Here is a 13,784-nt window from a genome sequence, read left to right on the forward strand (position 1 = left end):
ATCATTCTCTAACCTATTTCGTTTACCTTGAAACGACTCAAAAACATTTCTAGTTTTTTCTAAGTCAGATGTCAGACATCTGATACTGATATCATAACATGTTTACGCTTTCTTTTTAATACATTTTCGTAGAATTTCTCATTTTCTTCACACTTCTATTGTAATCCATTATGCACAGAAGTGCTAATCATTTTATGATTTATTTCTTCATATAAAGTGAAATTTTAATCAGTGGCGGTTTTGTTCTTTCCCACTAATCATTTTCAGAATAAAAATAAAAAAAGCAGCTCTAAAGAGCTACCTTTTTATTTTACTTCTACTGTTTCTTCTTTATGTTCATGCAATTCGCCTTTTTTAACATGAACTTTCACTTTGTAAGAACCCTTTTCTTTGAAAGTATGTTTCGTTTCATACTCCCCTTTATTTCCTTCTTTTGCTGGAATGAATTCGTGTTTTTCCACACCATCTTTCCAAATCTCAAGTTGTACTTCAGCACCAGTTAAAGCTTCTTCTTTTTGTTTTAAATGAACTTTCATTGTTGATTCAGCATTTGCTTTTATGTCACCAGCCATAAGGTGAATCATTGTATCGCTTTTATGATCACCATGTCCTGCACCATGATCACTATTTTCTTTTTTCGCATCTTCTACTTTCGCATTTCCTACAGCCACTTTTACTTCTGGCATAACATGCATTTCACGCGCATTTGTGTGAGCGATAATATGGTATACGCCATCCGTCTCGAACGTTTTCTCTACAGCATAAACACCTTTTCCTTTATGCTTACCTTCTAGCATCTCGTGCTTTTCGTCGCCAGCTTTCCAAATTTCAAACTTTACATCATCAGCATCTGTTACCTTTTCTTTTCCTTGTGTAACAAGTGCTTGTACTTCTGTTTTTTCACCAGGTTTAATTTCTTTCGGATTTGTTTGAACTGCTACTTTTACAGCTTCTAGTTTCTGTTCTTTTTTCGGTTCTTCTTTGTTTGTATTACAGCCAGCCAATGCTAGCATCGCGATAAATAAAGTCATAATAAGTTTTTTCATCATCATTTCCTCCTTCATACTTTATTTAGTATAGAGGAAATACATTGTAATATTCTAGTCTTCTGCTGAAAACAATGTACGAAATGTTTGTGAAGTTTCTGTGAAGTGCTATAGCCTTTTGAATCTATGAAAAAAGAGCATAGTACCTATGCTCTCGGATGAAACTGTTTATATACATCTTTTAATCTAGTTTTTGAAACATGCGTATAAATTTGTGTCGTTGAAATATCTGCATGTCCAAGCATTTCTTGCACAGCACGTAAGTCTGCTCCATTTTCTAATAAATGCGTAGCAAAAGAATGACGCAATGTATGAGGTGTAAGCTCTTTTTCAATATTTGCTTCTTTCGCTAATCGTTTTAAAATTTTCCAAAATCCTTGTCTTGATAATCGATTGCCATGATGGTTTAAAAAGAGTGCATCTACTACTTTTTTCCCCATCAATTCTCTTCTTCCCTTTTCAATATACTTTTGAATTGCTTCCGTCGCTAAACTTCCTAGTGGAATAATTCTTTCTTTATTCCCTTTCCCTATGCATCGAACAAATCCCATCGTTAAATGTACATCTTCTAAATTTAATGCAATTAATTCTGAAACACGAAGTCCTGTTGCATACAATAACTCTAGCATCGCTTTATCACGAACCCCAAAAGCGCTCGTCATTTTTGGGGTCTGCAGTAACGCCTCTACTTCATCAACTGACAATACTTTCGGTAATTTCCGTTCTCCTTGCGGCGTTTCAATATGTACGGATGGATCGTGCTCTACTGCTCGTTCACGAAGTAAAAATTGGTGAAACGAACGAATCGATGCAATATGACGTGCTAATGTTTTCGAAGATTTTCCGTTTTCTTTTAAGTGCTGCAGAAAGTTAACAATGTGCAAGCGTGTCACTTCGTGAAAGCTTTTCGCTTGTTCTACCTTTTGCAAATACTTTACATAACTTTTTAAATCACGTTCATAAGATACTACTGTATTTTTCGCTAGTCCTTTTTCAACAACCATATAATGAATAAAATCTTTTAATTGATCTTCCAATCTACACTACTCCCCATTTTCATAGAAAAACATCATTCTATTTACGAAAGCATCCTTTGCCGGCTCTTCATTCCCTGATACTTTTTCTACAGTCTCTTCTTTTGGCTTTTCATAACGATGATAGCTTTCATATTCTTCATTTATCCATAGTATAGCGAAATAAAACAAAATCGTACAACTTGTAAATAATAAAAATACTTTTATCCCATCAAAAGTTAATTTTAAAGCTCGGCGCATTGTAAATTCCTCCAAAATATAAGTTATTACAACATATGCCAAGCTTTCACCAATTTATACCTTATTCAAATAAAAAACCTCTTCCTAGTTAAATAGGAAAAGGTTATTTTTCATCCGTTTCATTTTCTTGACAATTTTTACAAATCCCATGGAATGTTAAACGATGATCCTTCACCTTAAAGCTCCAGTCATGTTCTACTTTCCTTTCCACTTCACCAAGTAAATCTTCTTGTATTTCTTGTACAGCACCACATTGTGTACAAATCAAATGATGGTGGAAACGCTGCGCACCTTCTTGGCGTAAGTCATAGCGTGAAACACCGTCTCCGAAGTTAATCTTATCGACAACTTTTAACTCAGATAATAGTTCTAAAGTTCGATAGACGGTTGCTAATCCGATCTCTGGCGACTTTTCTTTTACAAGGAGGTAAACATCTTCTGCGCTTAAATGATCTTCTTCATTTTCTAGCAGCACACGAACTGTTGCTTCACGTTGCGGTGTTAATTTGTAGCTCGCTGCATGTAATTGCTTCTTAATTCGTTCAATTCTTTCTTCCATTCGGTACTACTCCCTCCTCGCCACTCTTACACCATTATATCAGAAGAAGGGCTTCTGTCAAAAGAAAAACAATAAAAACAAATTGATAATTATTCTCATAAAGTATTTATTGTTTATTAATAGCCTCAACGACTTCTTTCATTAAAACTGGTGATGCATAAGCCTCTACACTAGAAGCAAGAGCTAACACCGCTCCAATTACAAGAAAGAAGCATGTATAACGGATCAATAATGGTAATAGCGGCTCAGTTATTTTCCGGATAAATTGATGTCTAATCATGCGTAAGGAAAAACTTGCGGCAATTGTTGTCATAACGAGAAATACTGGGATAATAATGAGGTTTTGTGGCAATACAGAAACGAATGCTAATAATAATCCATTCCATCCATGCTGACTTACTAAAAAACCTACTGTAAATCCGACAACTACTCCTTTTGCAAATAATAAAATAAAAATAAGTGGCAATCCAATAATTGAAATCCCTAAAATCCAAATAAATCCAATGTATTTTAATTGTGAAAAGTAACTTTCTCGAAACATTTCGCCTGCAATAGCAAATTCTCCTTTAGAAACTTGTCCAAAAAAACGTTGCAAATAAAATGATAAATCTTGTTTTTGATTTAATTGTAAACTATTTACAAGAATCGCTCCAAATATTACTCCCATCAATAACAAAACAGCGTTAAATATATATAATGAAGAGTTTTCCTGTATGTGAGACATTACACGGTCTTGCCAAGTTTTTCTCCACATTTTTCTTCCCTCCGTTCACACTCTTACTAAAAATGTATGAAAGAAAGAAAAAAGTATGACGAATTAACATTGAAATTCCGCTCTACTTTGCTAAACTAAAAAGTAGAGAATAGGAGGGATTTCTCTTGAAACCATTATTATTAGATTTTCCAACATTATTTCAAACTGAACGCTTACAAGTTCGTAAGCCATTTCCAGGTGATGGTGCAGAAGTGTATGAAGCAATCCAAGCTTCTCTAGAAGACTTAGTACCGTGGATGCCAATTAACGCTGAAACAGAAGAAAGTGCTGAAGAAATCGTTCGTAACGCTCACGGACAGTTTTTACTTCGTGAAACACTTGATTTTCACTTATACGATAAAGTATCTGGTACGTTCATCGGAGCTATAACGCTTAAGCCTGAAAACTGGGATATTCCAAAGTTTTCACTTCACTTCTGGCTACATAGCGCTTATACAAAACAAGGCTATATGACCGAAGCTGTGAAAGGTGCCATTCAATTTGCCTTTGATAAGCTAAGTGCTAGAAGAATTGAAATTCGTATTGATGCAACAAATACAAATGCATGTAAATTAGCAGAACGTTTAGAATTTATTCTAGAAGGTACAATGGAAAATGATTTCATAGCACCAGATGGTAGCTTACGTGATGCACGCGTATATGCAAAAATCAATTAAAAAACACTCGCCTATGGCGAGTGTTTATTTTTGTAGTTGTAAATATTGTACCGCAAACATCGTCTTCGCATCATGAATACGAAGATCTTTCATAAGAGTATTCGCTTCTTCTAATGATACTTCCATCAATTCCACAAACTCATCTTCATCTAACGCAGCTTTATTTTCTTTTTTCGTCAAACCTGTCGCTTTATATACATATAAAATTTCATCTGCAAATCCTGGAGATGTATAGAAAGAAGTAATAAGCTCCATATTTTCACATACATAACCTGTTTCCTCTTCTAATTCACGTACTGCTGTCACCTCAGGTTTTTCACCAGGTTCTAACTTGCCGGCTGGAATTTCTATAATCGCCTTTTCAAGCGCTTTACGATACTGCTCAACAAGCACAATTTTCCCTTCATCAGTAATAGCAATAATAGCAACTGCACCAGGGTGATTTACAATTTCACGTTTACTCATTGCTCCATTTGGTAATACTACATCATCAACACGAACTTTTATAACTCTACCATCAAAAATCGGCTCAGTTTTTACTGTTCTCTCTGCAAGATTACTCATACTACTTCATCTCCCTGTTCTATTTCCTATTCTTTCCTCATACATTTTACCACATTGAAAGGAGCGTGATAGAAATGAAAGTTTATATTTTACCAAATCGCGTCACTTTAGTCGGAAAAGCATGGCAAATTCGCCATAAGCTAAAACAATATGGCAAAGAGTATACAACTGTACAAGAGTGGATTACAGCAACTAAAAAGTAAACGTTTGTCAACCTCTTTTCCCTTGCGTACAATAAGAATAAGAATAAGGAGAAGGAGGTTGACTTATGAAAAAACGTCAATTAGGAAACTCAGATTTATTTGTGACAGAAATGGGACTTGGCTGTATGTCTCTCGGTACATCTGAAAAAGAAGCCTTGCGTATTATCGATGAAGCAATCGATTTAGGAATCAATTTTTTTGATACAGCGGATTTATATGATTATGGATTAAACGAAGAATTTGTTGGAAAAGCCTTAAAAGGAAAACGAGACCAAATTATTCTTACAACGAAAGTTGGAAATCGATGGACAGAAGAAAAAAACGGCTGGTCTTGGGATCCTTCTAAAAATTACATAAAGGCTGAAGTGAAAGAAAGTTTACGTAGACTTCAAACTGATTATATTGATTTATATCAACTTCATGGCGGGACGATTGAAGATTCTATAGATGAAACAATTGAAGCCTTTGAAGAATTAAAAAAAGAAGGTATCATTCGCCAATATGGTATTTCTTCAATACGTCCAAATGTCATCCGTGAATATGCAAAACGTTCAAATATCGTTAGTGTACTAATGGAATATAGCCTTTTGAATCGTCGCCCTGAAGAATGGTTCCCACTTCTAAATGAACATCAAATTAGCGTCATTGCTCGCGGACCACTTGCAAAAGGAATTCTAACTGACAACAATGCAAGAAAGATAGATAGAGTAAAAGAAAAGGATTACCTTTCTTATTCTTACGATGAATTATATGAGACACTCGCGAGTGTAAAAGAATTAATCGGGGAAAGCTCTTTAACAGGAACAGCTATTCAATATTGCTTACATAACGAAACTGTTGCAGCTGTTATACCTGGTGCAAGCTCTATTGGGCAATTACAAGAAAATGTACAGGCTAGTAAACAAACAAAGTTAACAACAGCAGAATATATACAGCTTCAGCAAATTGCGAAATGTGATACGTACGCTTTACATCGTTAAAAAGACGCTACCATACTGGTAGCGTCTTTTTATAACGTATCATATTTATCAGGATTCGTTCCTACATGTAAATTACGATTTAACGTATTAATTTGAGTCATCTCTTCTTCCGTTAGTGAAAAATCAAAGATAGAAAAGTTCTCCTGAATGCGAGATGGTGTAACAGATTTCGGAATCGTCACTACCCCGCTTTGAATATCCCATCTTAATATAACTTGCGCAGGTGTTTTTTCATATTTAGTAGCAATAGCTTGAATAATCGGGTGCTGAAATACTTCGCCGCCTCTCATTAATGGGCTCCATGCTTCCATTTGAATTTGCTCACCTTGACAGAAATTACGCAATTCAAATTGTGTTAACATCGGATGAAGTTCCACTTGGTTTACCATCGGCTTTACTTTGCAATTTGGTAATAGCAGTTCTAAATGATGTTTATGGAAATTAGAAACGCCAATCGCGCGCACTTTACCTTCTTCATACAGTTTTTCTAACGCTCGGTACGTATCAACATACTTCCCTCTTATTGGCCAATGTATTAAATATAAATCTACATAGTCCATTTGTAATTTTTTTAAGCTTTTCTCAAACGCCTCAAGTGTTTCCTCGTATCCTTGATCGTCATTCCAAACTTTTGTTGTAATAAAAATGTCTTCTCTTGGAATCCCTGATTCACGAACCGCTTCTCCGACACCGCTTTCATTTTCATATACAGTTGCTGTATCAATCGAACGGTATCCAACTTCTAACGCTGTTTTTACTGCTCGTTTTACTTCGTCGCCTTCTTTCGCTTTATAAACGCCTAAACCAATCATCGGCATTTTTACGCCATTATGAAGTGTAGTTGTTGGAATGTGCACAGTCGTCTCCCTTTCATCATTACATTTTTTATAAGCCACCACTTTATTTGAACAAGATTCAACCAAAAAGTCAAAACATACGTACAGTTTACATAATAAATTTATACACATTCATCAATAATACGAATTCATTCATTCACGTTATTTTCTATCCATTTCTTCGCTTTTTCATCAATATTACGTACAAACTCAGTTTTCCCTTCCGAATATAACGCACCATCATATGTATACTTTTCAGCTAATTCTTTCTTTAAAGTTGCATATGCCTCAGCTTCTTCACAATGAGCCATCATATAATCACGAAATGCTAAATGCCTTACTATCTCAGGATCTCCTTTTTCAAACACATGTAAGTGATACGAACGTTTTTCCTCCGTTCCATGAATAAAATAGCGGCGTCTTGAAATACCATTCTCCCCTTTTGCGATGTAACCAAGCTTTTCAAAACATTCATTCCAATGATCTACTCTGTCGATACTCTCCACTTCCATAATCATATCTATAATTGGTTTCGCTGCCAGTCCCGGCACTGACGTACTTCCAATATGATGCATTTTCACCGTTTCTGGCATCGCTGCTTTTAATCTTTCAGCCTCTATTTGAAATTTTCCCCCCCAATGATTTTCATGCGGAACAACTACAATTTTTCTCATTCTAACTCCCCTTTTCTTACAAGCTCGTCAAAAAAATGATCAGCGTTATTTCACTGATCATTTTCGTTATTATTTAAAGTCTTTCCAAGTAAGGTTACTTTCACTTAACAGTTCTTCAAATGATTTATTCTTTTCACGTTCTTTTTGTTCTTGACGCTTTCTTTCCAGTTCTGCTGCCTCTTTTTTCTCTTCTCTCACTTGCAACTCTTTCTTCTTATTTTTTAATTGCTGCATAAGTGAATCGTTTAATTGATCACCTAATGTAAGAGATTCTTTCTTTGGTTGATTCATTTGCGATTGTCTTTGCATTTGTCTTTGTTTCTTTTTCTTCATACTACTCACCTTTTACTTTTTCTCCATTATAGTAGATACACAATGAACTCGACAATAAAAAAGGTCCTTTACTCTATTATTCACTTTTTGTAAATATGTTAATTTTTCGAAAAAACTATTTTTTTGTATAGATATAATCCTATGAATCTATTAAAATTATGTCGTATGATGTCAGATTATAAAAAAAGGAGAATTAGATTATGTGGAAAAAAATCATTCCTGCTGTTGCCGTTTTAAGCACCATTACTTTTTCAACCGTATTTGCTGCTCCCCCATCCCAGACTCCAGCTGAACAAAACCGCTACATAGACGTACAAATGCTTGGTATTAATGATTTCCATGGACAACTAGATACTGTTAAAAAAATTAATAACAAAGAAGCTGGTGGCGCTGATTACTTAGCTACTTATTTAAAAGAACGTAAAAAGCAAAACCCGAATACACTTCTCGTACACGCTGGCGATATTGTCGGAGCTAGTCCACCAGTTTCAGCATTGTTACAAGACGAACCAACGATTGAATTTTTAAATGACTTAAAATTTGATGTTGGTACAATCGGTAACCACGAATTTGATGAAGGTATTGATGAAATGAAACGTCTCATTTACGGTGGCTATCACGAAAAAACAGGGAATTTCAAAGGTGCAAATTTCCCTTATGTCGCTGCAAACTTCTATAATAAATCCACTGGCCGCTTATTTTTACCGCCATTTACTGTAAAAATGGTAAATGGTGTGCCTGTAGGATTCATTGGCGTAGTTACAACTGATACACCAAATGTCGTGATGCCTACTATGCTTAAAAATGTAGAAATCACTGACGAAGTAGAAGCAATTAATAAATCAACGCAGCAATTAAAGCGTCTTGGCGTTAAATCCATTGTCGTCCTTGCTCATGTCGGTGGAACAACAGATGAGTCTGGTGTGACAAATGGAGACCTTACTCGAATTGCAAATGAAACAGATCCGGAAGTTGATGTTATTTTTGGTGGGCATAGTCACACGTATGTAAATGGTACTGTAAATAATAAACTAATCGTCCAAGCGAACTCTTACGGAATGGCTTTCTCAGATGTAGATGTAACAATTGATCGTAAAACAAAAGATATTGTAAAGAAAAAAGCTGAAGTTGTTACAACATACCATGAAGGTGTAGAACCTGATAAACAAGTAAAGAAAAAACTAGATCAATATAAAGAAAAAATTGCACCGCTTGTAAATGAAGTTGTCGGAAAATCTACAGCACCTATCGACCGTAAACAAAATGATGCTGGTGAGTCCACTCTTGGAAATTTAGTTGCCGATGCCCAGCGCCAAACGATGCAAACTCAAATCGCACTTATGAATCCGGGCGGCATTCGTAATGACTTAGATGCTGGCGATATTACATGGGGCGAATTATACGGCATTCAGCCTTTTGGAAACCAATTAATTAAAGTAGATTTAACAGGTCAAGATATTCGCGACATTTTAAATCAACAATGGCAAAAAGGAACGACGAGAATGCTTCAAATTTCAGGTATTCAATATACGTGGGATGCAAATAAACCAAACGGTGAAAAAGTTACAAATATACGTTTAACAAACGGTGAAGAATTATCTCCATCTAAAACGTATAGCGTAGTGGCAAATGCCTTTTTAGCTTCTGGCGGTGATGGATTTGTATCATTTAAAAATGGTAAAAATCCAGAGACTGGTCCAAACGACTTTGAAGCGCTAGTCGATTACGTAAAACAATTAAAAGAACCTATTCAGCCAATTATCGATGGTAGAATTCAAAAAACAAATTAAGTACACTCATAATAAACAATCTTAATTTTTCATCGTAAAAGATACACATAAACCTTTTATCCGTCATATATGTGAAACCTAAAAAGGATACTCGTTCTTACAATGAACATAGTATCCTTTTCTTTATTTATCAATATGTGATGTGTTGTTAAAATCATATTGTTGTAAAAATTGTTGTAACGCCTCTTCTACAAGTTTAGATTTTTGAATTCCTTTCGATTCTGATATAACGTCTAGTTTTGCTAATATTTCTTTATTAATAGAAAAGGTACGTTTCTTTTTTTCTGTACTTATATTCAGCATGGGCGCAATTACTTCTTCTTTCTTTCTTAATAACTCATAAATACTTTGTAATTGTTCATAAATTAATAGTTGATAATCCGTTTTCGCATATTGAAGGGCTGTCGCTTCTTGGAGTTGTAAGTGACGCGGTTCTTCTCCATCTCCTACAAAAATACGCTTTTTCTGTTCTCCATCATATTCGTATCCAATCAATCTTAATTTCTTCGATAATGTATACGGGCTTATTTCAAGACGTTTTGCTATAATAGCGATGGATTCACGCCTATTTAAACAATCGATAATTTCTCCAATCGTCACAATTTCCCTCCTCCCATATTGAAATGACACTAGTATGGTATGTTACAATGATTTTCTAACAGTATATGCAAAACGAATAGCCTGTGCGATTCATACGATTTTAGAAAAGGAGGTTTTCAATATGCTTTTTCGTAGCAATACCCCGCAGTTCTATAATGAAAATAAAAAACTCATTCCTAATAGTATCGCTACGATGGAAAGCGTTATGATTAACAACCGAAAACAAACTCTCCTTATGCGCGGGCAAAACGTAGAGCAGCCTATTTTATTATGCTGTCACGGTGGACCAGGCATGGCACAAATCGGATTTATTCGTCATTTTCAAAAAGAATTGGAGAAACACTTCATCGTAATTAATTGGGATCAGCGCGGGGCAGGTAAATCCTTTTCAATGAAAGATTTCGGAGCAAATTTTACAATCGAACAATTCATTTCCGATGCAAAAGAAGTGATTCAATATGTACTTAAAAAGTTCAATAAACAGAAACTATTTCTCGCTGGTCATTCTTGGGGAAGTATTATCGGGCTTAACATAGCACACTATTATCCACAATATATCGAGGCTTATATCGGTATTGGGCAAATTGTACATATGAAACAAAACGAGGAATTACTATATCAGCATTTAATTCGTTCTGCAAAAAAATATAATCATAAAAAAGCATTAGCGTCCCTTTTAAAATTAGGAAAACCGCCATTTTTAGATACGAGACGCCTTATTATTCAAAGAAAATGGCTTGGCACATTCGGAGGTGCAATCCAAAACGGATCTTCCTTTTCGTTCATACGAAAAGGCTTCTTTTCTCCCGAATATACACTATTAGATTGGTTCAAGTTTCTCGCAGGAAATTTAAAATCTGGCGTTTTATGGGAAGAAATGTTGACAATCGATTTCTTTTCTTCTATTACGAGTTTATCTATTCCAGTTTATTTTTGTTCTGGTCGCTATGATTATCAAACTCCTTATGCACTCGTTCAGGAATATTGTGATGTAATAGAAGCACCGATAAAAAAGATGATTTGGTTCCCAAATTCAGCACATTCTCCCGATTTAGAAGAGCCAGAATTATTCGCTCGTTCTTTACAATCCATTAAACAAGAGCTAGCTTTTCACCATTAGTAACAAAAGGCTCTTTTACATTTCATAAGAAACAATTTATAATAATATGTCGCAACTATGTATAAATCTAGCAAGGTGATTCATATTTCCTTGCCTTAACACAATAAAATTTTGGGGAGATTACATTTATTATGAATGCTGTACTCATTGCAGTAGCAGTTATGCTATTGCTTAGTTTGTTACGTGTCCAGGTCATTGTCGCCATCATTGTTGGAGCTTTAACAGGCGGACTTATCGGTGGACTCGATATTTCAGAAACGATTAACACTTTTACAACTGGTCTTGGAAACAGTGCTCCAATCGCTTTAAGTTATGCAATGCTTGGTGGTTTCGCTATTTCTCTTTCCAAAACCGGACTTCCAGATGCTATGATTCAAACGGCATTAAAGTGGATTGGCAATGAACAAGACACGAAAAAACAAGTTTACTCTAAAATACTTATTCTATTTATCATTTTAACGATGGCTTGTTTCTCACAAAATGTGATTCCTGTTCACATCGCTTTCATCCCCATCTTAATTCCAGCACTTTTAAAAGTATTAAATGAGCTGAAAGTGGATCGCAGACTTGTTACATGTATTATTACATTCGGATTGATTACTCCTTATATGTGGATTCCAGCAGGATTCGGAAAAATTTATCATGATGTATTACAAACAAATGCTGCGCAAAGCGGTCTTACATTTGATGTCGCACTTATTCCAAAAGCAATGACCATTCCAGCAATCGGTATGATTATCGGATTATGTGTGGCAGTATTTATTACGTACCGAAAACCTCGTACGTATGAAACAGAACAAATTCATACTACTGAAAATGAAATCGTTCCCTATACAAAACGAAGCATTACTTTCGGGCTAGTATCTATCTTAGCTACATTAACTGTTCAATTAGCAACAGAATCAATGATTTTCGGCGCTCTAGCGGGGATTATCGTTTTATCAGTTAGTGGTAGTCTACCTCTTAAAGAAGCTGATGCAATTTTAACAAGCGGAATGCGTATGATGTCCTTTATCGGATTTGTTATGATTTCTGCCGCTGGGTTCGGAGCTGTTCTTCGAAAAACAGGACATGTTGAATCTCTTGTACAAACGAGTGCACATATAATTGGGAATAACAAACCACTCGCTGCATTTCTTATGCTTGTAATTGGACTGCTCGTTACGATGGGGATTGGATCATCTTTTTCAACCATCCCTATTTTAACAACCATTTTTGTACCTCTTTGTATTCAGCTTGGATTTAGTCCAATGGCCACCATTGCAATTATTGGTACAGCCGGAGCGCTAGGAGACGCAGGATCTCCAGCATCAGATAGTACACTTGGACCAACATCCGGTTTAAATGCTGATGGTCAACACCATCATATATGGGATACGTGTGTACCAACTTTTTTACATTACAATATACCGTTACTTATATTCGGCTTTATTGCCGCAATTACATTATAAAAGGTGCGTTTTATACGCACCTTTTACTTTTTTATTTTTCCCTTTAATTGTTGCAATGCTATTTTCCCATTTTCTTCGATACAACTTTCCATTTGCATAAATGACGGACCTGCCCACTCACTGTCTATACTCCCGTTCAGTCCAATAATTTTCAATTTATCCGGTATACGGATATTTAATTTTTTTGCTGCTCGAATTAACTCAAAGGTAATCTTATCACTTGAAGTTACAATTCCATCTATATACGGATAAGTTTGCAATAATGTAACAAACTGTTTATTCGTATACCCTTGTACACATTCTTCTCGATAAGAGATTCCTTCCTCCCAAACAGCGTCTAAAAATCCTGATATGTACTCTTCCATTTCTTCACTATCTTCGCCCTCACCGAAATAAGCAAGAAAGTGACAACCTTTTTCTTTTAATAAAGAGACCGCTCTTTGGCCACTTTCATAATAATTTGCATGAGATTTTTTTTCATCAATCACAACAAACGGAAGTGGGATTTCTCCTATACTTTTAAAAACGGATCTTGTCAAAATAACACCTGCAACGTTATTTTCCTTCAACATATGTATGTATCTATCTTTATTCTCTATATTACAAACAATAATTTGATATCCTTCTTTATACGCTATTTCCTCAATACAATGTAGCAAAGTGATGTTTGATGGGTCATATAGATTATCTACAAGTAATGCAATTATCGTTGAATTCTCTTTAAATAGTGGCTTTGCTGCACTATTTGGCCTATAACGTAATTCCTCAATTGCTTCCTTTACTTGTTTTACTGTGTCCTCATGAACGTATCCTTTTTCATTTATAACTCGTGAAACGGTTGCGACTGAAACACCTGCCAATTTTGCAACATCACGTATAGTTGCCACATCGTCACCCCTTAATATGGTAATAGATTACAATTT

General features: G+C 35.3%; 17 protein-coding genes. 6 read left to right on the forward strand and 11 right to left on the reverse strand.

The window, feature by feature from the left end; all coding sequences use genetic code 11:
- Positions 1–305: 305 nt before the first annotated feature.
- From ACTFNE_RS01940 to spoIIM, 5 genes are all read right to left on the reverse strand, one after another.
- Positions 306–1,049, reverse strand: coding sequence for a FixH family protein (locus tag ACTFNE_RS01940; protein ID WP_001993299.1), 744 nt, complete (start codon positions 1,047–1,049; stop codon positions 306–308).
- A gap of 143 nt (positions 1,050–1,192) precedes the next feature.
- Complete coding sequence (xerD, locus tag ACTFNE_RS01945) at positions 1,193–2,083, reverse strand: site-specific tyrosine recombinase XerD (protein ID WP_000390079.1); 891 nt, start codon at positions 2,081–2,083, stop codon at positions 1,193–1,195.
- A 6-nt stretch (positions 2,084–2,089) separates the two neighbouring features.
- Positions 2,090–2,320 carry a YqzK family protein gene (locus ACTFNE_RS01950; RefSeq protein WP_001250432.1) on the reverse strand — a complete coding sequence of 77 codons (231 nt, stop codon included), beginning with the start codon at positions 2,318–2,320 and terminating at the stop codon, positions 2,090–2,092.
- 103 nt (positions 2,321–2,423) lie between these two features.
- A complete protein-coding gene (gene fur, locus ACTFNE_RS01955) occupies positions 2,424–2,879 on the reverse strand; it encodes a ferric iron uptake transcriptional regulator (protein WP_000392655.1) in 456 nt (151 codons plus the stop codon).
- Positions 2,880–2,985: 106 nt separating this feature from the next.
- Positions 2,986–3,603: a stage II sporulation protein M gene (gene spoIIM, locus ACTFNE_RS01960; protein ID WP_223290733.1), complete on the reverse strand. Its 618-nt coding sequence runs from the start codon at positions 3,601–3,603 to the stop codon at positions 2,986–2,988.
- Positions 3,604–3,758: 155 nt separating this feature from the next.
- Here spoIIM and ACTFNE_RS01965 point away from each other — a divergent pair, with 155 nt between their 5' ends.
- Complete coding sequence (locus tag ACTFNE_RS01965) at positions 3,759–4,310, forward strand: GNAT family N-acetyltransferase (protein WP_000803490.1); 552 nt, start codon at positions 3,759–3,761, stop codon at positions 4,308–4,310.
- Between the two features lie 24 nt (positions 4,311–4,334).
- On the opposite strand, the gene ACTFNE_RS01970 is transcribed toward ACTFNE_RS01965, so the two are convergent.
- Complete coding sequence (locus tag ACTFNE_RS01970; RefSeq protein ID WP_000067036.1) at positions 4,335–4,874, reverse strand: NUDIX hydrolase; 540 nt, start codon at positions 4,872–4,874, stop codon at positions 4,335–4,337.
- Between the two features lie 74 nt (positions 4,875–4,948).
- On the opposite strand from ACTFNE_RS01970, the gene mciZ reads away from it, so the two are divergent.
- Both mciZ and lolS read left to right on the forward strand, forming a co-directional pair.
- The gene (gene mciZ / locus ACTFNE_RS01975; protein ID WP_000870299.1) at positions 4,949–5,077 is read left to right on the forward strand and encodes a Z-ring formation inhibitor MciZ; all 129 of its coding nucleotides are present in this window, start codon (positions 4,949–4,951) and stop codon (positions 5,075–5,077) included.
- 65 nt (positions 5,078–5,142) lie between these two features.
- Positions 5,143–6,057 carry an aldo/keto reductase gene (gene lolS, locus ACTFNE_RS01980; RefSeq protein WP_270705466.1) on the forward strand — a complete coding sequence of 305 codons (915 nt, stop codon included), beginning with the start codon at positions 5,143–5,145 and terminating at the stop codon, positions 6,055–6,057.
- Positions 6,058–6,086: 29 nt separating this feature from the next.
- Here the strand turns inward: lolS and ACTFNE_RS01985 are convergent, their stop codons facing one another.
- The 3 genes from ACTFNE_RS01985 to ACTFNE_RS01995 all read right to left on the reverse strand — a co-directional run bounded on the left by ACTFNE_RS01985 (position 6,087) and on the right by ACTFNE_RS01995 (position 7,900).
- On the reverse strand, positions 6,087–6,914 hold the full coding sequence (locus tag ACTFNE_RS01985) for an aldo/keto reductase (protein WP_000548013.1): 828 nt from the start codon (positions 6,912–6,914) through the stop codon (positions 6,087–6,089).
- 128 nt (positions 6,915–7,042) lie between these two features.
- Positions 7,043–7,567: a GrpB family protein gene (locus ACTFNE_RS01990; RefSeq protein ID WP_001227174.1), complete on the reverse strand. Its 525-nt coding sequence runs from the start codon at positions 7,565–7,567 to the stop codon at positions 7,043–7,045.
- A gap of 69 nt (positions 7,568–7,636) precedes the next feature.
- Positions 7,637–7,900, reverse strand: coding sequence for a YqkE family protein (locus tag ACTFNE_RS01995; protein WP_000727551.1), 264 nt, complete (start codon positions 7,898–7,900; stop codon positions 7,637–7,639).
- 200 nt (positions 7,901–8,100) lie between these two features.
- Here ACTFNE_RS01995 and ACTFNE_RS02000 point away from each other — a divergent pair, with 200 nt between their 5' ends.
- Positions 8,101–9,690, forward strand: a complete 1,590-nt coding sequence (locus tag ACTFNE_RS02000) for a bifunctional metallophosphatase/5'-nucleotidase (RefSeq protein ID WP_000265584.1) — start codon at positions 8,101–8,103, stop codon at positions 9,688–9,690.
- A 123-nt stretch (positions 9,691–9,813) separates the two neighbouring features.
- Here the strand turns inward: ACTFNE_RS02000 and ACTFNE_RS02005 are convergent, their stop codons facing one another.
- Positions 9,814–10,290 carry a ribbon-helix-helix domain-containing protein gene (locus ACTFNE_RS02005; protein ID WP_000151909.1) on the reverse strand — a complete coding sequence of 159 codons (477 nt, stop codon included), beginning with the start codon at positions 10,288–10,290 and terminating at the stop codon, positions 9,814–9,816.
- Positions 10,291–10,411: 121 nt separating this feature from the next.
- Here ACTFNE_RS02005 and ACTFNE_RS02010 point away from each other — a divergent pair, with 121 nt between their 5' ends.
- Both ACTFNE_RS02010 and ACTFNE_RS02015 read left to right on the forward strand, forming a co-directional pair.
- Entirely contained in the window at positions 10,412–11,410 is a 999-nt protein-coding gene (locus ACTFNE_RS02010; protein WP_000898953.1) for an alpha/beta fold hydrolase, read from the forward strand.
- A gap of 131 nt (positions 11,411–11,541) precedes the next feature.
- Entirely contained in the window at positions 11,542–12,861 is a 1,320-nt protein-coding gene (locus tag ACTFNE_RS02015; protein WP_074543082.1) for a Na+/H+ antiporter family protein, read from the forward strand.
- A 23-nt stretch (positions 12,862–12,884) separates the two neighbouring features.
- Here ACTFNE_RS02015 and ACTFNE_RS02020 read toward each other — a convergent pair whose 3' ends face one another.
- Entirely contained in the window at positions 12,885–13,748 is an 864-nt protein-coding gene (locus tag ACTFNE_RS02020) for a LacI family DNA-binding transcriptional regulator (RefSeq protein WP_000201356.1), read from the reverse strand.
- Positions 13,749–13,784: the final 36 nt, after the last annotated feature.

The organism is Bacillus cereus group sp. MYBKT111-2 (assembly GCF_051915205.1).
GTDB lineage: Bacteria > Bacillota > Bacilli > Bacillales > Bacillaceae_G > Bacillus_A > Bacillus_A paranthracis.

Bases quoted from the DNA above. Each gene is read 5' to 3' on its own strand.
- ACTFNE_RS01940 (WP_001993299.1), bottom strand. From the start codon at position 1,049: ATGATGAAAAAACTTATTATGACTTTATTTATCGCGATGCTAGCATTG.
- ACTFNE_RS01950 (WP_001250432.1), bottom strand. From the start codon at position 2,320: ATGCGCCGAGCTTTAAAATTAACTTTTGATGGGATAAAAGTATTTTTA.
- fur (WP_000392655.1), bottom strand. From the start codon at position 2,879: ATGGAAGAAAGAATTGAACGAATTAAGAAGCAATTACATGCAGCGAGC.
- spoIIM (WP_223290733.1), bottom strand. From the start codon at position 3,603: ATGTCTCACATACAGGAAAACTCTTCATTATATATATTTAACGCTGTT.
- ACTFNE_RS01970 (WP_000067036.1), bottom strand. From the start codon at position 4,874: ATGAGTAATCTTGCAGAGAGAACAGTAAAAACTGAGCCGATTTTTGAT.
- mciZ (WP_000870299.1), top strand. From the start codon at position 4,949: ATGAAAGTTTATATTTTACCAAATCGCGTCACTTTAGTCGGAAAAGCA.
- lolS (WP_270705466.1), top strand. From the start codon at position 5,143: ATGAAAAAACGTCAATTAGGAAACTCAGATTTATTTGTGACAGAAATG.
- ACTFNE_RS01990 (WP_001227174.1), bottom strand. From the start codon at position 7,567: ATGAGAAAAATTGTAGTTGTTCCGCATGAAAATCATTGGGGGGGAAAA.
- ACTFNE_RS01995 (WP_000727551.1), bottom strand. From the start codon at position 7,900: ATGAAGAAAAAGAAACAAAGACAAATGCAAAGACAATCGCAAATGAAT.
- ACTFNE_RS02000 (WP_000265584.1), top strand. From the start codon at position 8,101: ATGTGGAAAAAAATCATTCCTGCTGTTGCCGTTTTAAGCACCATTACT.
- ACTFNE_RS02010 (WP_000898953.1), top strand. From the start codon at position 10,412: ATGCTTTTTCGTAGCAATACCCCGCAGTTCTATAATGAAAATAAAAAA.
- ACTFNE_RS02015 (WP_074543082.1), top strand. From the start codon at position 11,542: ATGAATGCTGTACTCATTGCAGTAGCAGTTATGCTATTGCTTAGTTTG.